This window comes from Winogradskyella echinorum (assembly GCF_014297365.1).
Taxonomy (GTDB): domain Bacteria; phylum Bacteroidota; class Bacteroidia; order Flavobacteriales; family Flavobacteriaceae; genus Winogradskyella; species Winogradskyella echinorum.
On sequence record NZ_JACOQD010000002.1, the window covers coordinates 882,935 to 908,366 of the forward strand.

The 25,432-nt window shown below is 30.4% G+C and carries 24 protein-coding genes; 1 reads left to right on the top strand and 23 read right to left on the bottom strand.

Going from position 1 to position 25,432, the window contains the following annotated elements; all coding sequences use genetic code 11:
• Window positions 1-20 precede the first annotated feature (20 nt).
• The 23 genes from H8K90_RS17060 to H8K90_RS11255 form a co-directional block, all read right to left on the bottom strand.
• Entirely contained in the window at window positions 21-1,097 is a 1,077-nt protein-coding gene (locus tag H8K90_RS17060; RefSeq protein ID WP_186846036.1) for a glycosyltransferase, read from the bottom strand.
• Window positions 1,094-2,227 (bottom strand): glycosyltransferase, encoded by a 1,134-nt coding sequence (locus H8K90_RS11150; protein ID WP_186846037.1) that lies wholly within the window; start codon window positions 2,225-2,227, stop codon window positions 1,094-1,096. The genes H8K90_RS17060 and H8K90_RS11150 overlap by 4 nt, the downstream gene beginning before the upstream one ends.
• Window positions 2,228-2,779: a serine O-acetyltransferase gene (locus H8K90_RS11155; protein WP_186846038.1), complete on the bottom strand. Its 552-nt coding sequence runs from the start codon at window positions 2,777-2,779 to the stop codon at window positions 2,228-2,230.
• Window positions 2,780-3,940, bottom strand: a complete 1,161-nt coding sequence (locus tag H8K90_RS11160; protein WP_186846039.1) for a glycosyltransferase family 4 protein — start codon at window positions 3,938-3,940, stop codon at window positions 2,780-2,782.
• A complete protein-coding gene (locus tag H8K90_RS11165) occupies window positions 3,940-5,328 on the bottom strand; it encodes a hypothetical protein (protein ID WP_186846040.1) in 1,389 nt (462 codons plus the stop codon). Before H8K90_RS11165 ends, H8K90_RS11160 begins: the two co-directional genes overlap by 1 nt.
• On the bottom strand, window positions 5,321-6,439 hold the full coding sequence (gene neuC, locus H8K90_RS11170; protein WP_186846041.1) for a UDP-N-acetylglucosamine 2-epimerase: 1,119 nt from the start codon (window positions 6,437-6,439) through the stop codon (window positions 5,321-5,323). The genes H8K90_RS11165 and neuC overlap by 8 nt, the downstream gene beginning before the upstream one ends.
• Before the next feature lie 2 nt (window positions 6,440-6,441).
• Window positions 6,442-6,873 (bottom strand): class I SAM-dependent methyltransferase, encoded by a 432-nt coding sequence (locus H8K90_RS11175; RefSeq protein ID WP_222611345.1) that lies wholly within the window; start codon window positions 6,871-6,873, stop codon window positions 6,442-6,444.
• The gene (gene neuB / locus H8K90_RS11180; protein ID WP_186846042.1) at window positions 6,873-7,919 is read right to left on the bottom strand and encodes an N-acetylneuraminate synthase; all 1,047 of its coding nucleotides are present in this window, start codon (window positions 7,917-7,919) and stop codon (window positions 6,873-6,875) included. Before neuB ends, H8K90_RS11175 begins: the two co-directional genes overlap by 1 nt.
• Window positions 7,909-8,577, bottom strand: a complete 669-nt coding sequence (locus H8K90_RS11185; RefSeq protein ID WP_186846043.1) for an acylneuraminate cytidylyltransferase family protein — start codon at window positions 8,575-8,577, stop codon at window positions 7,909-7,911. Before H8K90_RS11185 ends, neuB begins: the two co-directional genes overlap by 11 nt.
• Window positions 8,578-9,573: a glycosyltransferase family A protein gene (locus H8K90_RS11190; protein ID WP_186846044.1), complete on the bottom strand. Its 996-nt coding sequence runs from the start codon at window positions 9,571-9,573 to the stop codon at window positions 8,578-8,580.
• An 8-nt stretch (window positions 9,574-9,581) separates the two neighbouring features.
• Entirely contained in the window at window positions 9,582-10,754 is a 1,173-nt protein-coding gene (locus tag H8K90_RS17065) for a glycosyltransferase family 4 protein (protein WP_186846045.1), read from the bottom strand.
• Window positions 10,751-11,596, bottom strand: coding sequence for a glycosyltransferase family 2 protein (locus H8K90_RS11200; RefSeq protein ID WP_186846046.1), 846 nt, complete (start codon window positions 11,594-11,596; stop codon window positions 10,751-10,753). Before H8K90_RS11200 ends, H8K90_RS17065 begins: the two co-directional genes overlap by 4 nt.
• A 1-nt stretch (window position 11,597) precedes the next feature.
• Window positions 11,598-12,227: a CatB-related O-acetyltransferase gene (locus H8K90_RS17070; protein WP_281393460.1), complete on the bottom strand. Its 630-nt coding sequence runs from the start codon at window positions 12,225-12,227 to the stop codon at window positions 11,598-11,600.
• 36 nt (window positions 12,228-12,263) lie between these two features.
• On the bottom strand, window positions 12,264-13,175 hold the full coding sequence (locus H8K90_RS11210; RefSeq protein ID WP_186846047.1) for a sulfotransferase domain-containing protein: 912 nt from the start codon (window positions 13,173-13,175) through the stop codon (window positions 12,264-12,266).
• Window positions 13,176-13,204: 29 nt separating this feature from the next.
• Window positions 13,205-13,999 (bottom strand): hypothetical protein, encoded by a 795-nt coding sequence (locus H8K90_RS11215; protein WP_186846048.1) that lies wholly within the window; start codon window positions 13,997-13,999, stop codon window positions 13,205-13,207.
• Between the two features lie 15 nt (window positions 14,000-14,014).
• Window positions 14,015-15,298, bottom strand: coding sequence for an ABC transporter ATP-binding protein (locus tag H8K90_RS11220; RefSeq protein WP_186846049.1), 1,284 nt, complete (start codon window positions 15,296-15,298; stop codon window positions 14,015-14,017).
• Window positions 15,298-16,170 carry an ABC transporter permease gene (locus tag H8K90_RS11225; protein ID WP_186846050.1) on the bottom strand — a complete coding sequence of 291 codons (873 nt, stop codon included), beginning with the start codon at window positions 16,168-16,170 and terminating at the stop codon, window positions 15,298-15,300. The genes H8K90_RS11220 and H8K90_RS11225 overlap by 1 nt, the downstream gene beginning before the upstream one ends.
• A 59-nt stretch (window positions 16,171-16,229) precedes the next feature.
• The gene (locus H8K90_RS11230) at window positions 16,230-17,171 is read right to left on the bottom strand and encodes an NAD-dependent epimerase/dehydratase family protein (RefSeq protein WP_186846051.1); all 942 of its coding nucleotides are present in this window, start codon (window positions 17,169-17,171) and stop codon (window positions 16,230-16,232) included.
• Window positions 17,172-17,282: 111 nt separating this feature from the next.
• On the bottom strand, window positions 17,283-18,260 hold the full coding sequence (locus H8K90_RS11235; protein WP_186846052.1) for an SDR family oxidoreductase: 978 nt from the start codon (window positions 18,258-18,260) through the stop codon (window positions 17,283-17,285).
• A 24-nt stretch (window positions 18,261-18,284) separates the two neighbouring features.
• Window positions 18,285-19,580, bottom strand: a complete 1,296-nt coding sequence (locus tag H8K90_RS11240) for a nucleotide sugar dehydrogenase (protein WP_186846053.1) — start codon at window positions 19,578-19,580, stop codon at window positions 18,285-18,287.
• Entirely contained in the window at window positions 19,577-20,167 is a 591-nt protein-coding gene (locus H8K90_RS11245; RefSeq protein WP_222611346.1) for a sugar transferase, read from the bottom strand. The genes H8K90_RS11240 and H8K90_RS11245 overlap by 4 nt, the downstream gene beginning before the upstream one ends.
• A gap of 19 nt (window positions 20,168-20,186) precedes the next feature.
• On the bottom strand, window positions 20,187-22,664 hold the full coding sequence (locus tag H8K90_RS11250; protein ID WP_186846054.1) for a polysaccharide biosynthesis tyrosine autokinase: 2,478 nt from the start codon (window positions 22,662-22,664) through the stop codon (window positions 20,187-20,189).
• A gap of 3 nt (window positions 22,665-22,667) precedes the next feature.
• Window positions 22,668-23,468, bottom strand: coding sequence for a polysaccharide biosynthesis/export family protein (locus H8K90_RS11255; RefSeq protein WP_186846055.1), 801 nt, complete (start codon window positions 23,466-23,468; stop codon window positions 22,668-22,670).
• A 101-nt stretch (window positions 23,469-23,569) separates the two neighbouring features.
• Here H8K90_RS11255 and H8K90_RS11260 point away from each other — a divergent pair, with 101 nt between their 5' ends.
• The gene (locus H8K90_RS11260) at window positions 23,570-25,432 is read left to right on the top strand and encodes an ABC-F family ATP-binding cassette domain-containing protein (RefSeq protein WP_186846056.1); all 1,863 of its coding nucleotides are present in this window, start codon (window positions 23,570-23,572) and stop codon (window positions 25,430-25,432) included.

Here is a 25,432-nt window from a genome sequence, read left to right on the forward strand (position 1 = left end):
AATTTTCATCATGAACTATACTATATAGTTTTATATATTTCTAAACAACTATCTAAAATACGAGCACTAGAATATTCGTTTACAATTTTCTTATTAAAATTAATTGCTGCAGACTCTCTATAATTTACATTTTTTATATAATCAGTAATTGCATTTGCTATTAACATTTTATCATCACTCTCTAATAATATGCCATACGACTGATCTGACACAAGCTTTCCGCAATAACCAACATCTGTTGAAATAACTGGCAATTGAGCTAAACCATACTCCAATAATGCTAAAGGTAACCCTTCAGACTTAGAAACCAACACACCGATATTAGATTGACACATTATATTTAAAATATCTGATCTACTATCATAAAAGTAAGCATGTCGTTCTAAGTTTAACTCTTTTATTTTAGAAAAAAACAATTCTGAATATTCATCTTTAAAATCCTTTCCGACACAATGTAGTGTCCAATCTGGAAATTCCTTATTTACAACTTCAAAAGCCTCTAAAAGTCTTATATGATTTTTTTGTTTACGTAAATTCGCTAAACATAGTATACGCTTTTCTTTGTTACCTTTTAACATAGTCTCCTCAATTACCGACTTTTTTAAAACCGGAAAGTTCTTTATATATCTTACATTTTTACATAATAAATTCTTTTTTGACCATTCTTCTAATTGAGAATTTACACTGAAAATATAAGAAAAAAACTTTGAAGAAAACCGCAAAACAGTTTTAGGTCTTTTATCTAAAAACTCACTATTACCATAGTGATCATGCCAAACTATTTTTACTTTTGGGTATAGCATTTTAACTAATAAAGCAATAAAAAATGAAGAAGAATGAGCCTGCATAATGTCAATTCCGTTTTTAGAAACATATTGTTTTAGTTTTAAAATTGCATTGACATCTAATGTAGAGTTTTTATTCAAAAACAAGTACCCAACCTCTGGATTTATATCATCTTTCAAAGGTCCTTCCTCTCTTGTTACGCAAATATGAGATTTCTCTATAATATTTGTAAGCCCATTAGCATAGTTTACAGCTACTCTTTCTGCACCACCAGCATTTAAAGAATCTATAATTTGTATAACTCTAATCACCCTTTTGTAATTTTCTCAATCTCCTTTTCTAATCTGTTTACAGTATACTGCTGCGACCAGACTTGCGCATTTTTAGATAATGTATTTAAATATGTTTTTCCTTTATTTATTTCGGATAAAATAGTTTCTACTGCGTTTTCTAAATCAGATTCAATTAATATTCCACGGTCTCCATAACCTAAAATCCAAGGAAGGCAAGAAATTTTAGTTGAAATAGGTATAGCACCAAAAAACATACCTTCTGCAATTGCCTTTGGCCAACCTTCACTTTTAGATGGCAAAATGGAAAAATGAGCATCTAAAAGACATTTTTTAACAGCTTCTTTCGGTTGATTACCATAAATAAAAATAGAATTATTCAGGTTATTAGATTCAACATATGCTTTTACATCATTAATTAAATCCCCATCACCAAACATATGTAGCTCAGCAGAAACACCTTTTGTAATCAATGATTCTATAATTTTAACCGTTAACAATGGTCGTTTTCCAATTACCATTGCACCAATAAATACAAACTTTAAATTTTTGTCAAAATTTCTCTCTTTAAAATCCAATTTTTCAGACTCACTATATGTAGCTGACATAAATGGAATTATATTTTTTGTCTCGTTAGGCCATTCTCCGTAAACAAGTACTTTTATATTTTTTGATAATTTTGTACTTCTAAATATCGCTTGCTGTAATCTATAACTAATAGGTTGAATACTATTAGGATCCCAATTACCTGCATATTTAACGCTTTTAGTTTTTGAAGGGAAAAATATTTGCACAATGCTACCCAAAAGAGTAACATTTCCGGGACTTCTAAAATGAATATGACTAGCCCATTTCATAGCTTTATACAACTGAAAAATAATATATGGTAAAACCAACAAACTTTTTAAAGCTATTCCTAAACGGTTAAACGCTATAAAAGGAATATGATAATATCTTATACTTTTAGATTTAAATGGTTTAGATAGGAAATCAGTAGGATAGGTATTTGGTGATAAAATTCTATATTCATCAGCGTACCTAAACCATACATCCATCTCATCTACATAAGGTGAGTAGGAATAATAGTCATTGTCTTTTTTTATAGTTGGTGTGTAAGTAACCACCAAAAATTTAACCTTTTTTTTACTCATCTATATATAATCTGCTGAAGTATTCTCACTGATTTTTTTCGCTGGCACACCTAAAACGGAACAATTAGATTCAACATCTCTATTTACAAAGGAATTAGCGCCAATAACAACATTATCACCAACCTTAATTCTACCTGCAATAACGGCATTAGCACCAATATAAACATTATTACCAATCATTGGCACACCTCTATTTTCTGATTTACCACTTACTCCTATTGTAACTCCTTGTGAAATATTACAATTATCACCAATAATAGTAGAAGTATTTATTATTATATTTCCAAAATGCCCAATATAAAATTCACTACCAATAGTTGCTGCATAAGGTATTGAAATTCCAGTAACAATCTCAATCCATTTTTGCCATAGAACAGCAAAAAATAAGAATACTCTTTTTACAAGTCTAGGTAAGTTAGAATTATATATTGAATTAGAAATTCTATAAACAAATAATGCCCAAAGACCTTGAGTAGTTAATAGTAATATTATAGCTGGTTTGTTTCCGCTATAGCGTTTATATTTTTTTATATCTCCTTTAAATATGGGCATTTAATTAGGTGTATTCAAAATCGTATTATAAAAATCTATGTTTTTTTGCGTTATAGTTTCAATTTCAAAGTTACTCAAAACATACTCCATTCCGTTTTTTGCAATGACTTTGCATTCTTTTTCATGGTTTAAAGCCCAAATAATTTGGTTAGATATATCATCAATATCATAAGGATTACAAAGTAAACCTGTTTTTTTATGTACTATAATTTCGGGACCTGGACCGCATTCTGAAAAAATGACCAGTTTATTCATAGCCATAGCCTCTGGTGCAACTAATCCAAGTGTTTCCATTAAAGATGGAAAGATACATATTTCTGAAGCCGCATATTTGTTTGCAAGGTCTATAAATGATATAGCACCCATAAAATGTACATGATTAGCCGATTCACCTAATATAGGTAATACATCCTTTTTTAAATACTCTATATAGGATCTTCCGTCTGAAAAAAACCAATCGCGCCCATAAATATATAATTGAATATTCTCGTTATGTTCTAGAACTTTAGGCATTGCTTTGAGCAATTGTTCAACTCCTTTCTTTTCGCAAACAGTACCCGCAAACAGCAACGAGTTTTTTTTTACTTTAGTAGTTAATTGTGGTTTAAAAACATTTAAGTTAATTGGAAATTTTATAATCTCTAAGGGTTTGTTGTGATAGCTCAAATACTTTGCAGTATGTGATTTAACATATTGAGATGCTGCGGAAAATGCGTCGGCTCGTTTAAACGATCTTTTTTCTTGAAAGCCTTTCCACCACGACACTTTTCTGTGTTCGGCTTCTGCAAAAAAGTGATGACCTCCATGTAAGCGAATCATATATTTAATAGGCTTTATCTTCTTTATAAATGCCAATCCTAGCTCAGACGTTTCAACAATATCAATTGGAGATTGGTTATGAATCTCAGTTAACTTTTTATTTATTAATTGATTATTAAAATACCATGTTAAACCCTTTACAATTTTAGGTCTTAACCTGTGAACAAATACGTCTCCGTCTTGCTCCTTCTCATCAGTAAAGGTATATGAATTAATTCCAATTACTGATACTCTATGACCTTTCTCTACTAATTTATGGCTAATAGTATGAATAAAAGTACCTATTCCTCCATGTGGGAAATCTAACTTTGGATACTCATTAGTAATAAAACAAATATGCATTACAGTAACACTTTTGCAATTTTAGCTGAATTTTCATCAATTGGGTGAAGCACAATCTTCTGCATCCAAGCTTTTCTATCAGTAGCTATTTCATTTGGTGATTCGAATGTTCTTAAAACCGCTTTTAATAACTCAGACTTATCATTAACCCGAGCTACAGCATTTAACCCTTTCATGCTTCTAAAATGTTGAAAATTATAAATAATTTCTGTACTCCAACTACTATCGTCTGATGGATTATAATTAAGATATAAACATGGCTTATTAAATGTTGCGAAATCTATTGCCATTGTAGAGCCAAGGTTCATTACTAAATCACAATGATAAGCTAAGTTAATTTGCATATTTATATCATCGTATTTTGGAAAAAAGCCAACCCATCCTGTTTCTGATTCTACATTCCAAATAGGATCAATTGACACTATAAAACCATTATACTCTTTTAAAGAGTCATCATATCTATCTGAAAAATCTACAGGACATCTTCTAAATATAATTTGAATATTATCTTTTTCAGAATATAAGGCTTTTGCAATATCTCTCAAAAACAAATGATCATATGGTGAGGTTGTTATATCATCGCCACTAAAACAAATCCATTTTTTATTGCTGTCTAAACCGTACTGTTTTGCAAATTCTAAACGTGTTTCTATTCTATTATCATCTAAATAGAATTCGAACTGAGGTGTTCCAACGAGAAGAACTCTGTTTTCTGAAATTTCTGGATAATAAGCATTCATCTCTTCCTTCATCCATTGAGACCATACTAAATAATAATCTGTATTTACTGCTAATCTTGCTTTTGGAAGATTATCCCATGAAAATATTGTCGTTGTAGTTTTTATTTTAAGCTTATTTGCGGCTATACATATTGGCATTAAACCAGCAACTCTTTGATGTGTAATAAATATTGCAGATGGTTTAATCTCTTCTAAATCTTTGACATAAGCATTAATAAAATTTTCAGGTATTTTTTCAATACTCTTCTTTTCGTACTTTAAAATTCTACTATATTTTTTTGACAAATATTTGCCTAAAACCTCTGCACATCGATACAGTAATTTTGCTTTATAACTATAATTTGGCCGTCTCCAATTAGTTAATATTGTACGGTTATTTTGTAACTTACTATTAACTATTAATCTGGCATAAGTTGCTGCTTCTCTGTATATTCTACTATAGCTATTTTCTGGCTTAAGTATAATCTGCTGATAGTCAAAGTCTATTTTATGTATTCTTTTTACATCATCAAAGGCTTCTATAGGAAGTGGTGACCAAATGGTGATTTTGGCATCATTTTTTAAATGACTAATTACATTAGAATATAGATAATTCTTTATACCCACACCATCGGGTACCAAAAACAAAATATGCTTCTTTTTAAGCATCTTTAAATTGCTTTTGATGATTTATAGACCAAACTTTTGAAGATTCAATACTTTCTAAGAATAATTGAGCACTATCTCCTTTACCAAAAGTATCGTTTAATTCTTCTTTAACAGTTTGTAATTCTTTAAAAGCTTTTAATATGGCCAATTTTTCGCAAGGGACATTAATTATTTTTGATGAACTCGCTCTATTAAGTTGTCTATTTCCAATATTAATTGTTGAAATTCCATAATATGGAGCTTCTCTTACTCCTGCACTACTATTACCAATTATTAAATCTGATTTTTTTAATAATGTTAAAAAATACTCGAATCTAATAGATGGGAAAATTTTAAACCTATTATTTTCTTTAAGCCTCTCATAAGCTCCTAATATGTACTTACTTCCAAGGTCGTTATTTGGATAAATAACAACATAATTTTTACCACTTTCAATTAAAGCATCAACAAATTGATTGGCCTTGTCTTTTATAGTATCGATTTCTGTTGTTACAGGATGAAACATAGCTACACCATACTTCATAAATTCTATTTGGTAATAGGCTTTTACCTCATCTATTGTGGGTAAATTATTAGAGAACATAATATCTACATCTGGCGAACCAATGGTAAAAATAGATTGCTCTAACTCACCCATTTGAATTAATCTATTTTTAGCCTCATCATTAGATGTATAATGTATATGGCTTAATTTTGATACGGAATGTCTTATTAATTCATCTATAGTACCCGAAAGTTCTCCACCTTCAATATGAGCCACCAAAACATTGTTTAAACTACCTACAATAGCACCAGCTAGTGCTTCTACTCTATCTCCATGTATAACGATTAAATCTGGTTCTATTTCCTTTATATATGCAGAGAAACCATTGATGGTTTTTGCCAAGGTTAAATCCATTGTGGCTTCATCTGTATGATTATGAAACTTGGATATATTTTTAAAACCACATCGCTCAACTTCAATGACAGTATAACCATATTCGTGTATTAGGTGCATTCCTGTTACAAATATATAGGGTTCAAAATCTTTGTGACTTTCAACACTTTGTATCAGTGCTTTAATCTTACCAAAATCTGCTCTTGTACCTGTAAGAAAGACAATTTTACGCATAGTTATTTTACAATATATGATATGGCCTTTAAATAAGGTAACTTTCTAACCTGAACTTTATCATCAACAGCTTTATTGGTACCTGCAAAAGCACCATAATCGTCTAAAATGGTAATACCTCCTTTAGTTTCTTCTACAAAGGAGTCTCTTTTTAGTTTATCCTCTTCATAATTGGCTTCAGGAAAATCTCCAAAAATATCGAAACATATTATTTTACGGCTACTTGTTTGTTCTAACAAATCTCTAAATTTAATCCATCTAAAAAATGAATTCCCATTAAAAACACCGAATTCAACAATCTCACCTCTAACTTCTGAAGTACGTTTAAAAAACTCTAAATGAGATATAAACTTGCTAAATCTCGATGGATCTGCCGTAGCATAAAATCCATTTTCGTATTCAAAACGCTTTTCTATATCATATAAATAAGTCATTATTTAAAATCTTTATAATCTAAGTGTTCTCCTTCTTCAATGTCTCGAAGTGCAGTTTTACCTAAAACGTTATTATAATCTTCGGCTAAAATTTTCCCTGTTCCTGGGCGTTTTACCCAAATGTTCTTTTCGGTAAGCTTCTCCCCTTTTTTTACATTGGTAATTGTACAAACAGTTGCAAAAGCAAAATCAATAGTAACCTTTTCTTCTTTTGCAGGCTCCTTTGTTCCTCCACGCATAGACCAAATTTCCTTACTTCCTTTAATAAGGTTTGCGCATTCTTGTTCGTCCATACTACACACAATATCTGGTCCTTGTCTTTGCATATGGTCTGTAAAATGACGTTCTAGTATTGATGCACCTAGTGCAACAGCACCTAGACACGCATTATTGTTTAAAGTATGGTCACTTAATCCAAATACATTGTCTGAAAATGCTTCGTGCAATTCCATCATGGCACCAAACCGAACTAAATGCGATGGTGTAGGATATAAGTTAGTAGTATGTAATAAGGCTAATGGAGTATTATGGGCTTTAAAGATTTCTACAGCTTTGCAAACACTTTCTATAGTGTTCATTCCTGTACTTAAAATTACTGGTTTACCAAATTTAGCAATGTGTTCTAACAAAGGGTAATTGTTACATTCGCCAGAGCCAATCTTATATGCAGGAATATCAAAGCGTTTTAAGCGTTCTGCTGCTGCTCTAGAAAAAGGTGTAGATATAAAAATCATGCCCTTACTTTCTACATACTTTTTTAGTTCTAACTCCTCAACTTCATTTAAAGCACAACGCTCCATAATTTCGTAAATAGAGACATCTGAATTGCCAGGAATAACCTTTTTGGCAGCTTTGCTCATTTCATCTTCTACAATATGCGTTTGGTGTTTTACCACTTCTGCTCCTGCTCTATGAGCTGCATCTACCATTTCTTTAGCAACTGCAAGTGAACCTTCGTGATTGATACCAATTTCTGCTATGATTAAAGGTGGAAAATCTTGTCCCACTTTTCTACCTGATATTTCTATATATGGATTATTCTTCATTATAATTTTTTAAAACATATTCCGCATAGTCAAAATCGTCTTGAGTGTCTATGTCAACTTCGACATATTTATGATTTACTACAAATGGAATCGACTTATCGTTAAATATTATTTCTTCTTGTATCAATGCCGCTTTTGTTATATATAGCAATCCGTTTTCAAAATATAAAGGTTCTAAATCTTGACTTCTTTGTCCGATGCTATAATTAAACGGCACAAACTGATCATCAACTATTTTCCCCAATTTTTTATGGTTGCTACTAACGGTAAATAGACTATCCGCATTTTCTTCTATATAAACCTTAAACGCTTCATTTAGCAATGTTTTTGGTCTAAAAGGATTTGTAGGTTGTAATAGAATTATATTACTTACATTTTCTACAACTTCTATAGAATGCTTTATCGCTGTTACAGTAGGTTCTAAATCACCACTCAATTCAATTGGTCTATCTATTACCCTTGCTCCATATTGAATTGCAATACGTTTAATGTCCTCATCGTCTGTTGAGACATAAACGGCATCAATGATATTAGAATTATCAATTGCGTAATTAATGGAGTATGCTAGTAAAGGTAAGTTTCCAAGTAACTTAGTATTTTTACTAGGTAACCTTTTAGATCCTCCTCTTGCTGGTATAATTGCGATAGTTTTACCCACTTATTTATTCTTATAAAACACATTAAATAATTTATGTACGACACGTTTTTTAAATTTATACCACGTCATATTTTGACTTTTAGGTTTAAACACAGGTAGCTCGTTAATAACCAAAGGGGTGATTTTATTTTTTAAGTTTAAAATATTTTTTTTTTGTACCTCAAGCATCCAATTCTCTACAGTATTACCCATATGGAACGCATAGTTATTATATGTTGTTAAACGCATTCCTCCAGAAAAATTAATAGGTTGATCACAATACAAATACTCAGAATTATTACCCACTAGAGTTAACGATGGTTCTTTTGGCACTGTAGAAAAAAACAATTCTCTCCGCATACTTAAAATTTGATGACCACTACCAACTATGGCATTAACACCATTAGAGTCTATAACCGGCCATTTTACATTTTCGTTTGTTTCTAGTTCCCAATGAAAACTCTCTAAATATTTATTTTGTGCAATGTGGTTCTCTGGAATAGGTTTGTATTTAAATTTTACCTTGCCCAATAAAATTTTTCCCAAGGTAGAAGATGTTTCATAATTTTTAAAGTTTCTACATGGAATAGGAGATACTGATGCAACTCCCTTAATATTTGTAAATATGTTCTCTGTTTCTTCTTGCCAACCTTGCTGAAAAAGTATATCCACATCAGAAATTGTTATAATTGGTTCTCTACTAGCTCTAGCAGCACCAATAAGCGCATCAATTTTACCGATATTTTCTTTGTAATGAATTACTGTATCTATTTTATCTTCCTCTAACTTAACATCTAAGTACCGTGCAACTTCTTTACAAGATGCATTATTTACTACAGTTATAGCACAATTAGAATTTGTTGTGGTGATTGCGGAATCTAAACACAATTTAAAAACCTCTAAAACATTCCTATAATAGCCTTCTAACGAAGGAATAAAAACAACAATTATGAGTCTATGCTGACATTTAAGACGAATTTTTTTTGATTGTTTTTGAGGATTCATTCCTACTCTCATACCCTATATTATGATGTTTGGTTTAGAAGTTTAAAAATAACATTTTTATATTGACTTTGTATAAGCTCTATCTTATACTTTTCTAGGTATCTTGTTCTGTTATATTTAGAAATAGATTTTATTTCCTCCTGCTTTAATTCTTTAATTTTATTGATTACTAAAGATAAATCTTTTACATTATTTTCGAAAAAAAAATTATTATCTGGTAGTCTGTCTGGCATTGCTCCAGTTTTAGCAGAAGCTATTATCAATCCACTTGCCATAGCTTCGATACCAGTTAATGGTCCTGTTTCATTATGATAATGTGACACTATAAAACAATCATATTGTTCAAAATAATAATTCAATTGGTCATTAGGTATAAAACCCAAAAAAATAATGTTTGGTGACTTCTTTGCTCTTATTTTTAACTCTTCTAAAATTTCACCTTCACCAATTATAATTAAGTTTAAATTTGCATTTTCTCGTAGCTTAAATACATCAATTAGGATATCTATATTTTTTTGGGGTACTATTCGAGATACAGTTAAAAAGGTTTTTGCACTCTTCTTAACTTTAATTTTTAAATACTCTTCTTCGTTAAAAGCGCACTGATCAATTATTACGTAGTTATGTTTATCTAAATAATTTAGTCGTTTTGCATTAGATTCAGAATGATGAATAAACAAATCTACTTTATCTAACCAATTTGAATTTAAAAAATCAATACCATCAATAAGATTTGTAGTTCTAAAAACAATCTTTTTATTATTGCTTCTAGCAAAATCAATAACTTCTTTTATATAATTACTAGAAACTTGTGCACATATAAAAATTATATCACTAGTAATTACAATTTCTTTCAAAGCCCTAATAATACACTTACGAATATTTAATTTTTTACTTATGCTATTATTAACATACTGAAACTTGGATTTTTTTCTTCCACTTTTAAGGTAACTTAGATATGCTAAACCTCTATAAAATAAGGATTTATTGTAAATAATATTAGGAATATGGTAAACTTGATTTTTTTTTACAAAATCAAATACTTGAGAGCTTTTAGGACAAAAAGATGTTGATAAAATTTTAACATCTGCTATATTAGACAAGGTATTAGCAATAAATCCTGCTTCAAGTTCCCTACCACCAAAATCGCCTATAGGTCCAAGTATTAATATTTTTTTTTGACTATAATTCACTTCTTAAAATAATTAGAGATGTGAAGAAACATTAAATCAATTCTCAGCATAAATGTTGCTACTTTTCTAAAAAACGGATTTTTGTCTATTTGAATTAAATATTTAAACCTTTTAGATGTTTCTTTAAAGTGACTGAAAATATATTTATCATTTTCATTATTAAAAATCGTAGGCAGATAATTTTGTAATACAATTAATTTCTCTTCTTTAACTAAATTAAGATTTTGTTCTTTAGATGAAATTCCATCAGTATTAAAAACAGTAATATCACTATTTATTTTCTTATATGTTTCTCCATTTAAACCAACGCATTTCAAGAAAAATTCCCAATCTGACACTATTCTTAAATTTTCATTATACAATCCATAAATATCAAACATTGATTTTTTAATAAATGTAGATGGGTGTGATATAGTTTTAGATATTAGGTATGAAAATGTAATGATATTTGGATGTTCTCTAAGTATTAAATTGTTTGGATTTTCATAATACATATTACCACATAAAAATGATATTTCAGATTTAAAGTTATCCTGTACTTTAGATAAAGTATTTTTATTATATAAATAATCTCCACTATTAAGAAACAAAAGATACTCGCCCTTAGCCATTTTAATGCCTTTATTCATAGCATTATAAATTCCTGTATCAGACTCGCATATGTAACTTAAATTATTATAATTAAAAGACTTTATAACCTCTAAACTATTATCTGAAGAATTACCATCTATTATTATATGCTCAAATGCATTCCATGTTTGCCGTTCAACACTTGCCATGGTTTTTTTTAAGCCTTGGGCATTGTTGTAATTTATGGTTATTATAGATAACACGTGAGACATATTATTTTTCATCATCATATTTATCTAAAAAATCATCTATATTAAAGAACATTTTATTTACATCTTCTAGTCCTTTATCATCAAATTCCCACCATTTAAGTTTTTGCAGTTTTAAAATCTGATTTTTATTAAATCTATACCTTTTTATCTCAATTGGTACACCATATGCAATTGCATAATCTGGAATATCTTTAGATACGACAGCACCAGCTCCAATTACAGCGCCATCACCTATTTTAACACCATCTAAAATTGTGACATTTGCTCCTATAAAAACATCATTACCTATAATTATATTTTTTCTATCTTCTATTAAATTATTCTGAGATAACGTATAACCATTTTGTTTTTTATTACTATAAAAATAAGGGCTCGTAGAAATACACTCTAAGGGATGTAAACCCCATCCACATAAAAGATTGGGACCTATTGAGCAAAATTTACCAATTGACGTATAAGATATTATTGAGTTTTTTGAAATATATGTTCCTTTTCCCAAAACTACATTAGATAATCGGTATGGTGGATACACCTTGACCATTTCTCCAATTTGTGTATTAATTTGCCTACTTTCTAAACCAACTTCCTTTAGTTCTTGTAAAAACAATTTTTTAATAATTTTTTTTAGCATTTCAAAAATTTTGAGTTAACTGAATGAGTTAAAATATCACTTTGTGGTACTCAACCAATCATCATTTGTGTAAAATAATCTCCAAACTGACTCAGTCTCTTTTTTAATATATGAAATTTCATCTTCGGTTAATTTTTTTTGCCATTTCGTAATATTGTTTATAGAATTTCTTTCTAGCAAACTATCATTATTTGAAGTAGTAGTTTTTAAAATATATGACTTCACTTGTGAGTCAAAATTAAGGTTAAGAAAATTAAACATTTCTTCAAACTCATGTAAAGGTTTTCTTGACAAATCTTCATGCTTTAAAAAGTGCCATTTATCAGAATATTTACGTTGGTAGTTATACACTTGAGTATAAATACAATTCCATATTAGTACTGCTTGTTCAATAAGCGAATTTTCCGTAGAACACATATTCTGAATAGTATCCTTAAATTCCTTCAACGGCCCATCCAATATTAATGGCTGCTTAGCAAGGTTTTCAAAATTAAAAGTCCAATCTTTTTCTTTTATACTTAAATAAAATGCAGCTGGATGCCTAATTAAGATTACAACATCACAATTATATTGATTAAATATCCATTCGGCTGAAAAGAGGGCAATTGGATCCTTTAGCAAACTTCTCTTATTTAACCTCTCAAAACTGTCTCTTACTAGATATTTAAGTTTTTGTATGGAATTCATTCTTTGCAATCTATTTAAAATGAAGTCTCTATTTAAGTAAATTCGTTTATCTAAATACCTTTTTATAACATCTTGTTCTTGTTGTTCAGAATTTGAAGACACATATTTATACCACTCATCAAACGGAGGCACATAATCTTTCATAGCAACATTGAAAGGTTCTGAAACATATTTCACATTTTTGGATTTAGCAACAACTTTTCCTACCCATGTTGAACCAGACCTGTGAATTCCACTAATTAATATTGGTTTTTTACCCATTTAGTAGTTTTATGATAGTATTAAAAAATTTATTTTAAAAGTTCATCAAGTTTCTTTTTATTAAATACATCAAAATCTGAGAATGGATCGTAATTAAAAATTCTAATATTTGAATTTTCTGCCTCTAATTTTAACTTTTCATATTGTTGATATAACTCATACTCTCTGTATAAACGCTCCTTTGGAAAAGGCTGCTTTTGTTTCTCATAACTAATTTCAATACCTTCTTTATGCAGATAATATTCCAATGAAGGTTTGTCATGATCATAAAAGTGAGTATATGGCTTAATGCATTGCCAATCATGATTAACACCTACAATACCAATAGTAGGTATTTTACAATAAATAGCCAATTGGAGCGCTATAATAGTTACACTCCAAGGTGACATAACTGGCTTTGTAAAATCTACTGGTAAAGAGCCTCCATACGAATAATAATAAACTTTTCTATCTTTAAATGCTATATCAGCAATCTTTTTATCACGTTTTTCTACAAGTAAAACTGTACTATCAGGCAGAGTTTGATTACATCTCATCCACCAATTAGTATAAACCTCATCCGTTATTGGAGGATGTGACGCTGCAAAAATATGCACATTAGGCTTTATTTCTTCAATTTGCGGATGCTCATAAAAATTACCAACAGTAATTACAAACTCTTTTGAAAACATAGTAACATCTAGCTTATTTATAGAAGATGAAGATCCAAGAATTACCGCTTGCTTGTGATGAGAAAATAGAGATTTTAATTCATTATTTCTTTTATACAGTTTGTATGGATTATTAAAAAGTAAATTTAATCGTCTTTTAATTCTTTTAATCATTAAACAATCTTTTTATTAATTTGCTCCAAATATACCATCTATCAATGCAACATTAGTTGCTCTATTATTTTTACTTGAAACCCAATAATCTCCGGAGAATACTTTAATATTTAAGACATGATGAATTACATCTATTTGTTGCACGACCCGTATTGCAGTTTGAACTGCAATCGCAATGTAATAATCTCCTCCTCTAAGCATTAGTTTATTTAACTCTAAATCTACATAAGAATCTATATTATCAAATACAATTCCCATTTCATCTGAGTAAAAATCTGCGATTTTATTTTCGTTGTTATCATAAATAACTAAGCCAAAAATTAAATCTTTATAATTTACGTCTCGGTTAAAAACCATATGGAGTCTAAACTTAGCATATTCACCAGAAATGATTTCTGTAACAGCATTACCATCTTGGTTTAATAACTCTACTTTAGAAAATCTAATTTCACCTGTTCCTTTTCTATCAGTACGAGTTAATAAATTTTCTGTGTTCTTAGAACTTTGTAAATTTAAATAAAAGTTCACCGCTTGGTCGGAAGTGCCGTCAAAAATAGACTCACCATTATCTAACACAACCGCTCTAGAACAAAGATTTTTTACAGCTGCCATATTATGACTAACAAACAAAACCGTTCTACCATCACTATGAGAGATGTCTTGCATCTTCCCAATGGCCTTTTTCTGAAACTCTGCATCACCTACAGCCAAAACCTCATCAACCACCAAAATATCTGGCTCTAAATGTGCTGCCACAGCAAAAGCCAAGCGCACTTTCATTCCAGAGCTGTATCGTTTTACTGGAGTATCTACATACCTTAAACAACCAGAAAAATCTATAATTTCATCAATCTTAGAATTTATTTCTGCTTTGGTCATTCCTAAAATAGCACCATTGAGGTAAATATTCTCTCTTCCAGTCATTTCTGGATGAAAGCCTGTACCTACTTCTAAAAGTGAAGCAATTCTACCTTTCGTTTTTATTTGTCCAGTTGTTGGACCTGTAACTCTAGATAATATTTTGAGTAAGGTAGATTTACCAGCACCATTTTTACCAATAATACCAAGAACTTCTCCTCGTTTAACTTCAAAATTTATATTTTTTATTGCCCAAACGTAATCCGAATTTCCTTTTTCGCTTCTGTTATTTGATTCACCAACCTTTAAATATGGGTCTTCTTTACCTCTTATACTATTCCACCAGCGATTAAGGTCATGACTAATAGTACCTGTACCTACAAGCCCTAATCGGTATTGTTTACCTACATTTTCAACTTTTAAAATTACATCTGAACTCATTATATCGTATCGATAAAGCTTTTTTCAGTTTTATTAAAAATAACTAATCCTATTAAAAAAACGATTACACTAATTATTGTAGTATAAACTAACTTGTTAACATCTAAGGAACCAACACCAAAAGCCATAGTTCTAAAGGACTCCACAATTATAGCAATGGGATTCCATTCTATTAGCCAATAATAATCCGGTAACTTTTTTTGAAAATAGGCCATTGGATACATTACTGCGGACCCATACATTAATAATTGTACACCAAACTGAACTAAAAAGGAAAGGTCTCTATATTTTGTTGTCATAGAGGATATAATCATTCCTAATCCCAACCCTAATAAAGCCATTAGAAACACTAAAAAAGGAAAAAGTAATATATTTAATTGCGGAGCAATATTATAACTAGGTTCTGCAAACCAAACATAGTAAATATAGAGTATTGCTAATACAAGAAGCTGTATCCCAAACTTTAATAAATTTGAAACCACAACGGACATTGGCATAATCACTCTAGGAAAATAGACTTTTCCGAAGATATTCTCATTTTTCTTAAATGTATCACTAGTACCTACTAAACATTCCTTAAAATAATTCCAAGATGTAATACCAGCTAGGTTGAATAAGAAATTTGGCACACCTTCACCTGTAGGAATATCAGCCAAATTATTAAAAATTAAAGTAAAAATTAAAGAGGTAAATAAGGGTTGAATTAAATACCAAAGTGGACCAAGAACCGTTTGTTTATACAACGTAATTATATCACGCTTAACAAACAAAAACAATAAATCTCTATATCTCCATATTTCTTTAAAATTGAAATCTATTAATTTCTTTTTTGAAGAAATAGTATATAACCAATGCTCTTCAGCAGTTTTCAATTGTAGTTTTATTTTATACTGCTAATATAATAAATGAAATAGAGGAACTAAATTTAATTCTAGCCTTTTTGAAGTGTATAAGTATTATAAAAATTCATCATATTGTTAAGACCTTCTTCTAAGGAAATTAAATCTCTACCCAACAAGGTCTTCATTTTAGTAATGTCTGGGCATCTCCTTAACATATCACCTTCTTTTAATGATGGGAGAAAAACAATCTCTGATTTTGAGTCTGTAATTTCAATAACTTTCTTCGCCAATTCTAAAATACTTATTTCGTTATCGTTACCAACATTAAGTACATCATTAATATAAGCCTCATTATATAGCGCATTAAGACATGTATCAACATTATCTTCAATATAGCAAAACGAGCGTGTTTGATCACCTTCACCATAAATTGGAATAGGTTGATTTTTCATAGCAAGCTTCATAAATCTAGGTATTACGAAATCATTACTCTGTAAAGGTCCATAAGTATTAAAAAAACGGAAAATAGTATAGTTTAAATCATATTCGCGTTGATAAGCTCTAAAAAAAGCTTCACCAACATTTTTTACTATAGCATATGGCAATCTCGAATTTAATGGAGTGGTATTTTCATTTTGCGGAATTTCAAACGGTTCTCCATACACTTCAGATGAACTTGAATAAAACACGCGTTTTACACCAGAGTTTTTTGATAAAGACAGAATATTCTTTATACCATCAATGTCATTTAAAACATTTATTGGATTTTCTAATGTACGCTCAACTCCTACGACTGCTGCAAAATGAAAGACATAGTGAAATTTAAACGTAGCAAATATTGATATAATATCATTATAATTATTAACGTCTGCTTTTATAAACTTAATATTATCTTTTACCGAAACTTTAGATATATCTCCTGTAGATAGGTTATCGACAATTACAACAATAACATTATCTTTTAGAGCTAATTTTGAAGCTATTGAACTTCCAAGTTGACCAGCACCTCCCGTAACTAAAACATTTATCATTAAAATTTAATGTTTTATTAAAGTTTATATATTGGGGCTTATACTAGACTTTTATTTAATCAAATAAAGATATTATTTTAAGATTAACTATCGGTTAACTAAATATTTACTTTAGTTAAAGTAATCCCATGTAATCTTTAAACCTTCTCTAACAGTATATCTTGGTTTATACCCTAATAGTTTTTCAGCTTTAGAAATATTAGCTAAAGAATCTCTTACATCACCTTGTCTTGGCGGTCCATAAATAGCTTTTAATTCAGATTTTGCTGCAATACGTAATGACTCCCATAAATAGTTTATAGTAATACGTTCGCCACATGCTACATTAAAAACTTCATTCTTAGCATCCTCAGAGGCAAAGAAACCTTTTACGTTAGCCTGCACTACGTTGTCTATAAATGTAAAATCTCTTGTTTGTTCACCATCACCATTTATCTTACATGGCTCATTATCATTTAGTGCCTGCATAAATAAAGGAATTACCGCAGCATATGCACCATCAGGACTTTGTTTAGGTCCAAATACATTAAAATATCTTAAACCAATAACATCTGTATTATAGGTTGTACCAAATACATCTGCATACAACTCATTAACATATTTCGTTACAGCATATGGTGATAAAGGTTTTCCAATAGTATCTTCAACTTTGGGCAATGATTCACTATCACCATAAGTAGAGCTAGATGCAGCATAGACCATACGTTTTACTGTTGGGCTATCTTTTAAAGCAATCATCATATTTAAAAACCCAGAAATATTAACTTCGTTAGTCGTTGCCGGATCATTAATAGAACGAGGTACAGAACCTAAAGCTGCTTGGTGAGATACATAATCTATACCATCCATAGCTTTTTTACACGTTTCTAAATCTCGTATATCACCTTCTATTAATTCAAAGGCAGGATTATCATAAAATTCAGTTAAATTCTTGCGATGACCATTAGAAAAATTATCTAAAACTCTAACTTTTTTAGCATTATACTTCAATAAGTATTCAACAAGGTTAGAGCCTATAAAGCCTCCACCTCCTGTTATTAAAAAACTTAATTTAGTTAAATCTTCTGTATGATGTGGATTTGAGTACATAATAAGTAGTATGTATGATTTGGTTTATAAACGTGCGTCCACAGTATCTTGTGGTAATAAAGACTTAACGTCAAAAATCACACTTTTATCTGATTTCAATTTATCTAATGATAATTCTAAAAATTCGTTATGAGATACTGCTAAAATTATAGCGTCGTAATCTGATTTTAATTCAGACATAGACGACTTTAAATCTATATCATACTCATGTTTAACTTCTTCTTTTGACGCCCATGGATCATAAACATCTACATTAACATGATAAGATTGGAATTCTTCAATAATATCTATAACTCTAGAGTTTCTAATATCCGGACAGTTCTCCTTAAAAGTAATTCCTAACACTAATGCATTAGATCCTTTTATAGTAGCACCTTTATTAATCATCATTTTTACAGTTTCGGTAGCTACATAACTTCCCATACTGTCATTCATTTTTCGGCCAGCTAATATAATTTCAGGATTGTAACCAGACTCTATAGCTTTTTGAGCTAAGTAATAAGGATCTACGCCAATACAGTGTCCACCTACTAAACCTGGTGAGAATTTCAAGAAATTCCATTTTGTACCTGCAGCTTCTAATACAGCTTTAGTATCAATTTCTAACAATCTAAAAATCTTAGAAAGTTCATTTACAAAAGCAATATTAATATCTCTTTGAGAGTTCTCAATAACTTTTGCAGCTTCAGCTACTTTTATAGATGGTGCTAAATGCGTACCTGCTGTAATAACTTTTAAATACAGGTCATTTACTTTTTTTGCAATTTCTGGAGTAGAACCAGAAGTCACTTTTAAAATCTTTGTTACAGTATGATGCTTGTCTCCTGGATTAATTCGCTCTGGTGAATAACCTGCAAAAAAGTCCTTATTATATGTTAGACCAGAAACTTCAGCTAAAATAGGTACACAAATATCTTCTGTTGCACCTGGATATACTGTTGATTCGTAAATAACAATATCGTTTTTAGACATAGCCTTACCTACTGTTTCACTCGCTTTTATTAATGGAGTAAATACAGGCTTGTTTAAAGCATCGGTAGGTGTTGGCACTGTAATTATATAAATGTTTGTAGCTTTTAATGCCTCAACATCATCTGTAATGTATAATCCTTTACTGGCATTTAGGTCTGTAGTTAAAACTGATTTAAGATTATCATTATCAACTTCTAAAGTTTTATCTAAGCCCGAATTTAATTCGCTGATTCGTTGTTTATTAATATCGAAACCAACTACAAAGAATTGCTTTGCAAATTCTACGGCAAGGGGCAAACCGACATAACCTAATCCTATGATTGCAATTTTATCTTCTGAATGTGTCATTTGTTTAAAGTAGATTTTAAAATGAATGCCAAATCTAAGTAAAAACTGTAATTCTGAACATACTTTTTATTGATTTTCACTTTATCTACCCAAATAATCGTTCTATTGTAATGTTCTGGGTCGTTTTGTCGTCCTAATACACGTTCTTCATCTTTATATTTCAATGTTGCTGGACCTGTAATTCCTGGTTTTACAATTAATATTATTCTATCCTCCCCTTTTAACTCATCTGCAAATCCCTGTAAATCAGGTCTAGGACCAACAAAACTCATATCACCAATTAGGACATTAAAGAGTTGTGGCAATTCGTCTAATTTATGACGTCTCAAAAATTTTCCAATAGTAGTAGCACTTTTTTCTAAGTGCCCTAATTTGTGTATACCTTCTCTTAAAGTTCTAATTTTATAGATTTTGAAAAGCTTTCCATGTTGACCAACACGAAGCTGTGAAAATACTCCATATTTATTTGTATCAATTGTAGCGATTACAATTAGCAGAATAATTGGAACAATAAATACAGGTAAAATCGCTAAAGCTAAAATAACATCGAATGTTCGTTTAAGCTTAAGTTGCGTTTTAGTTATCAAAGTAAATAGTTAAAGCTTGTTATATTCTTCTAAGGAAAATCTTAATTTTTTCTAACAAAGTGATATTGTCTCTTTCGTGGTAAGCATTACCATAAACTCCGTAACCATATCCGTAGCCATAACCATATCCGTAGCCATAGCCATAATTATGATTGCTCTTATGCCTGTAAAAATTAAGTACAAAACTTATATTTTTTAATTCGCCAGTACGGTATTTTGCATTAACTAGCTGCAACATACCTTTTTTAGTGTAATCTAACCTCACCATAAAAATTGTTGCATCTGCATACTGAACAAGCTCTAAAGCATCAGTCACCAATCCTAAAGGTGGTGTATCTAAGATAATAATATCGTACTCTTTCTTAAGCAATTCTATTAATTCCTTAATCTCCTTTCCCATTAATAATTCTGAAGGGTTAGGAGGTATTGGACCAGAGGTTATTAAATCTAAATTTTCAATATGTGTGCTTACCGCAATCTCATCTAACGTACTATCACCAATAAGGTAATTTACCACACCTTTATCATTAGTCGTACCAAAATCATCAAAGATTTTAGGTTTACGTAAATCTAAACCTAATAAAATCGTCTTTTTTCCTGAGAGCGCATAAACTGTAGCAATATTTATAGACGTGAATGTTTTACCCTCTCCACTCACCGAAGATGTTACCATTAATGTATTGGCTCTCGAGTCTTTAGACTTATTCTTAAAAATAAACTGCAAACTAGATCTAATAGCTCTAAAGGATTCAGCAACAGCAGATTTTGGTTTTTCATAAGCCACCAAATTGTTCTTGTAACGATATTTACCTATTAATCCTAAAATAGGAATTTTAGACATTTTCTCCACTTCATCCGAGCCATGAATTGTATTATCTAAAAGATAAATAACAAAAATTAAAAACATTGGTGAGAAAAAGCCAATCATTAAGGCCATCATATAATTTAAGGACTTATTTGGCCCTATAGGTGCGTCATCAATATCTTTTGCTTCATCAATAATCGTAATATCTGAGACATTTGCTGCTTTTATAATGGCTGCTTCACCTCGTTTAGCTTGGTAGATATCATAAGCTTCTCTACTTAGATCCATTTTTCGTTGAATCTTAAGATACTTTTGTTGGTCCTCTGGAAGGCTAGAGAGTTTAGCCTCTAAATTTGCAATTTTTCTACTTATAGTATTAAGTTGAACACCAATGGTTTGCTTAGTAACATTGATTGTTTCCAGTAAAACATTCTTTTCCGTATCTATTTTACGATCTAAATCTTCGAATAGAATTGAACCCTCTTTTGTAGAATATTCTAAATTACGTCGTTGCACAGAAAGCGCAATAATATTTGATACTCCGTTTAATATATTAACTTCTTCTATACCTACTGATGTAGGTGCTGCAATCTTAGTGTAATCTGTTTTGTTATTTAAATAAGTTTCTAATGTTTTTAGGTAATTAAGTTTAGACTCCTCTACCAATTTTTCTTGCTCATATTCTTTTAACTGCTCAGATATCTGATTCATATCTGCTTCAACATTAAAAACCTTATTGGTTTTTCTAAAGTCGTTCATTTCTTCAGTAACAGACTTTAAATTAGTATCAACCGCACCTAGACTACTATCAATAAACTTAATTGTATTAGTGGCATAAAGATTTTTTCTTTCTAACTCTGTTCTACTAAGAATGGCGGATGTAGCATTTAGAAAATCAACAATCTTAGTTTTATTTTTACCAACAAGAGATAATTTTAATACAGAAGATGATTCTCTAGAATTAGCCTCAATGTTAATACTATTTTTATACTGATTTACAACACTATCAAAATTTAAATATCTAACAAAATAAGTATCACCCTCTTCAACTAATGCATCAGACTTTAAAATAACTGCTCCATTAAAAAAAGGTGTATTAATAAGCTCACCAAATTTAAAGACTTTAGAAAACAATCCTGTATTAACATTAATACCAATTTTTTTCTTTGTATCGAATAGTTGACCTGATGCTTTTGAAGATGTAAACTCGCAAAACAATTCAAATGAAGTTCTATCAATTAGTTTAATTCCAACAGGCTTGCCTAACATTTGAGGTTTAGACTTTTCTGTTTCCACCACAAAAGGTGCCCCTTTGTAAACATCAACTAAGTGATATTTACCCTGTTTTAGGTATTGCTTATAAAACTCTAACGAATCAACAACAAGCTCATTATGAGTTCTGGTTTTTATCTCAGTTAAAACACTACCAACTTGCTCCGAAACTCCTCCCCAATTAAATGAAATACTAGTACTAGAACTCATAAAGGGACTTTGATCATTATCAATGGTGATTAATGAATCTAACCTATAAATATTTTCTTTTCTAACATTAATAAAATAAGCTACAAGCAGAGCCACACCAATGCAAAACAAAACAAGTTTCCATAAATTAAGTGCTTTAAATAAATAACCTTTAAAATCGAAGCCTACGCGTTGCGAATCTAGTTCTTCTATCTCATCGTAATCCCTCATAAATTATAATCTTGAAAAAATTAAAATTGAAGATGTTATTAAAGAAACTACCGTCGCTATTGTAGTTAAACTTGAAACTGCTGTTTCTCCTGTTCCTAAGGATTTTTGCTTTAACGGTTTTACGTAAATAATATCATTAGGTTGTATATAATAGTATGGAGACTTCATTACATTAATATCTGTTAAATCCAAATGATGTATTTTTTGACCTTGCGGATATTGCCTAATAATTAAAACATCTTTTTTATCACCTGTTACAGGTATTTCACCAACATTAGCAATAGCTTCAAATATGTTTACGCGCTCAGTAAACAAAACATTACTACCAGGTGATCCAACTTCTCCATTTGCTGTATATCGTAATCCAGCGAGTTTAACAGTAACAAAAATATTTGCTGTTTCTTTAAATTGCTCATCGAGCAGCTTTTTCTCTATTATTTTTTCAATCTCTTCGGTAGTAAACCCCAAAACATTAACATAACCTAAAGTAGGTATTCTAATATTACCATGAACATCTACTGTAAAACCATCAAAATAAGCACGTTCCGAACTACTTGCATTTAAATTTGAATCACCTGAAGGATTCAATATTTCCACTGTTTTTTGATCTATAGCTTTTACCTTTACATTAAGAATATCATTGATTTGAACTCTATATGGTTTTTGAACCTCAATAAGATTATTTGGAATAGTATCGTTAATTGAATTCTCTTTATTCTGAAGATAAATAGTGTCTTTGTGAGGGATACAAGAGGAAACAATAACACAACTCAAAAAAATAATTAAAAGCTTAATACGCTTCATATGCACAATGGATCTTTACAGACAAATATAATGTATCAATATCAATATCAAAACTATTAGGTTTCTTTTTGGTTTATTTAGTTCTTTGTAAAAAAAACAGTTTGAATTATCTCAACGTAGAAAATATATCTAAGTCTTATGGAGAACTCGTTCTTTTTAAAGATTTGTCCTTTAGTATCCATAAAGACCAAAAAATAGCCTTTGTAGCCAAAAACGGAAGTGGAAAAACATCTATTCTTAATATTTTATCGGGAAAAGATGCACCAGATGATGGGCAAATAGTTATTAGAAAAGGGTTACGATTAGCATTTTTAGACCAAGAGCCAAACTTAGATGCAAAGTTGACGATCGAAGAAACGATTTTCGATTCGGATATCCCTATTCTAAAAACAATTGAAGCTTACGAAAATGCTTTAAAAAATCCTGAAGACTCAGAGGCTTATCAAAAAGCTTTTGAAGCTATGGATAGAAATAATGCTTGGGAGTTCGAAACACAATACCAACAAACATTATCTCAACTAAAATTAGATAACTTGTCAATGAAAGTTAGCACGCTTTCTGGTGGACAAAAAAAACGACTTGCACTAGCACAAGCCTTATTGAGTAAACCAGATATTTTAATTCTCGATGAGCCAACAAACCATCTCGATTTAGAAATGATAGAGTGGTTAGAAGACTACTTCGCTAAAACACAACAAACGCTTTTTATGGTTACACACGATCGTTATTTTTTAGAACGCGTTTGTAACGAAATTATAGAATTAGATCATGGTCAACTATATACATACAAGGGTAACTACTCATACTATCTAGAAAAGAAAGAAGCCCGAATTGAAAATGAAGCCACAGAAGTTGGTAAAGCCAAGCAACTCTTTAAAAAAGAGCTCGATTGGATGCGTCGCCAACCAAAAGCACGTACCACAAAATCTAAAAGTAGAATTGACGATTTCTTCGAAATAAAGTCTAAAGCACATAAGCGTCGTAACGACCACCAAGTGCAATTAGAAATTAACATGGAACGCTTAGGAAGTAAAATAATAGAGTTTCATAATGTTTCTAAAGCCTTTAAAGACAAGACTATTTTAAAAGGCTTTGAATACACCTTTAAAAAAGGAGAACGCATCGGTATTATTGGTAAAAACGGAACTGGCAAATCTACATTTCTAAATTTATTAACCCAAAGTATACAGCCAGATAGTGGTAAAATTGTCGTTGGTGAAACTGTTAAAATTGGTTATTATACTCAAGGAGGAATTAAAGCCAAGCCAAATCAAAAAGTTATTGATGTTATAAAAGAATTTGGAGAGTATATTCCCTTGGCAAAAGGAAGACAAATTAGTGCACAGCAATTATTAGAACGCTTTTTATTTAATAGAAAAAAACAATGGGATTTTGTAGAAAAGCTTAGTGGTGGAGAACAAAAACGATTATATCTGTGTACAGTTTTAATTCAGAATCCAAATGTTTTAATTCTCGATGAGCCAACTAACGATTTAGATATTGTAACTCTAAATGTACTTGAAGATTTTTTAATGGATTTTCCTGGCGTGCTACTAGTCGTTTCTCACGATCGTTATTTTATGGATAAAATTGTGGATCATATGTTTGTTTTTAGGGGAGAAGGTGTTGTAGATGATTTTCCAGGCAACTACTCAGATTTTAGAGCTTATGATAGCAGTCAACCAAAACAAATAGAACAAGTAGAAAAAATAGATAATACTAAAGCCGTAAAACAAAACGAAGCCAACAAATTATCTTACAACGAGCAAAAAGAGTATAAAAATCTAGAATCTAAAATTCGTTCTTTAGAGCTCGATAAAAAAGCTTTAGAGGCTAAATTCAACAATCCAGAGTTATCACAAAACGATATTGCAAAACTTTCTGAAGAGCTTCAAGATATTATTGATACAATAGAAGAAAAAGAAATGCGTTGGTTTGAGCTATCTGAGAAATTAGAAAGTTAA

What these genes read in the sequence shown, in the direction of transcription:
- H8K90_RS11250 (WP_186846054.1), bottom strand. Translation starts at nt 22,664, where the DNA reads ATGAGGGATTACGATGAGATAGAAGAACTAGATTCGCAACGCGTAGGC.
- H8K90_RS11210 (WP_186846047.1), bottom strand. Translation starts at nt 13,175, where the DNA reads ATGGGTAAAAAACCAATATTAATTAGTGGAATTCACAGGTCTGGTTCA.
- H8K90_RS11155 (WP_186846038.1), bottom strand. Translation starts at nt 2,779, where the DNA reads ATGCCCATATTTAAAGGAGATATAAAAAAATATAAACGCTATAGCGGA.
- H8K90_RS11190 (WP_186846044.1), bottom strand. Translation starts at nt 9,573, where the DNA reads ATGAGAGTAGGAATGAATCCTCAAAAACAATCAAAAAAAATTCGTCTT.
- H8K90_RS11240 (WP_186846053.1), bottom strand. Translation starts at nt 19,580, where the DNA reads ATGACACATTCAGAAGATAAAATTGCAATCATAGGATTAGGTTATGTC.
- H8K90_RS11230 (WP_186846051.1), bottom strand. Translation starts at nt 17,171, where the DNA reads ATGATAAATGTTTTAGTTACGGGAGGTGCTGGTCAACTTGGAAGTTCA.
- H8K90_RS11165 (WP_186846040.1), bottom strand. Translation starts at nt 5,328, where the DNA reads ATGCTTAAAAAGAAGCATATTTTGTTTTTGGTACCCGATGGTGTGGGT.
- H8K90_RS11200 (WP_186846046.1), bottom strand. Translation starts at nt 11,596, where the DNA reads ATGTCTCACGTGTTATCTATAATAACCATAAATTACAACAATGCCCAA.
- H8K90_RS11160 (WP_186846039.1), bottom strand. Translation starts at nt 3,940, where the DNA reads ATGCATATTTGTTTTATTACTAATGAGTATCCAAAGTTAGATTTCCCA.
- H8K90_RS11215 (WP_186846048.1), bottom strand. Translation starts at nt 13,999, where the DNA reads ATGATTAAAAGAATTAAAAGACGATTAAATTTACTTTTTAATAATCCA.
- H8K90_RS11220 (WP_186846049.1), bottom strand. Translation starts at nt 15,298, where the DNA reads ATGAGTTCAGATGTAATTTTAAAAGTTGAAAATGTAGGTAAACAATAC.
- H8K90_RS11235 (WP_186846052.1), bottom strand. Translation starts at nt 18,260, where the DNA reads ATGTACTCAAATCCACATCATACAGAAGATTTAACTAAATTAAGTTTT.
- H8K90_RS11150 (WP_186846037.1), bottom strand. Translation starts at nt 2,227, where the DNA reads ATGAGTAAAAAAAAGGTTAAATTTTTGGTGGTTACTTACACACCAACT.
- neuC (WP_186846041.1), bottom strand. Translation starts at nt 6,439, where the DNA reads ATGCGTAAAATTGTCTTTCTTACAGGTACAAGAGCAGATTTTGGTAAG.
- H8K90_RS17070 (WP_281393460.1), bottom strand. Translation starts at nt 12,227, where the DNA reads ATGCTAAAAAAAATTATTAAAAAATTGTTTTTACAAGAACTAAAGGAA.
- H8K90_RS11255 (WP_186846055.1), bottom strand. Translation starts at nt 23,468, where the DNA reads ATGAAGCGTATTAAGCTTTTAATTATTTTTTTGAGTTGTGTTATTGTT.
- H8K90_RS11175 (WP_222611345.1), bottom strand. Translation starts at nt 6,873, where the DNA reads ATGACTTATTTATATGATATAGAAAAGCGTTTTGAATACGAAAATGGA.
- neuB (WP_186846042.1), bottom strand. Translation starts at nt 7,919, where the DNA reads ATGAAGAATAATCCATATATAGAAATATCAGGTAGAAAAGTGGGACAA.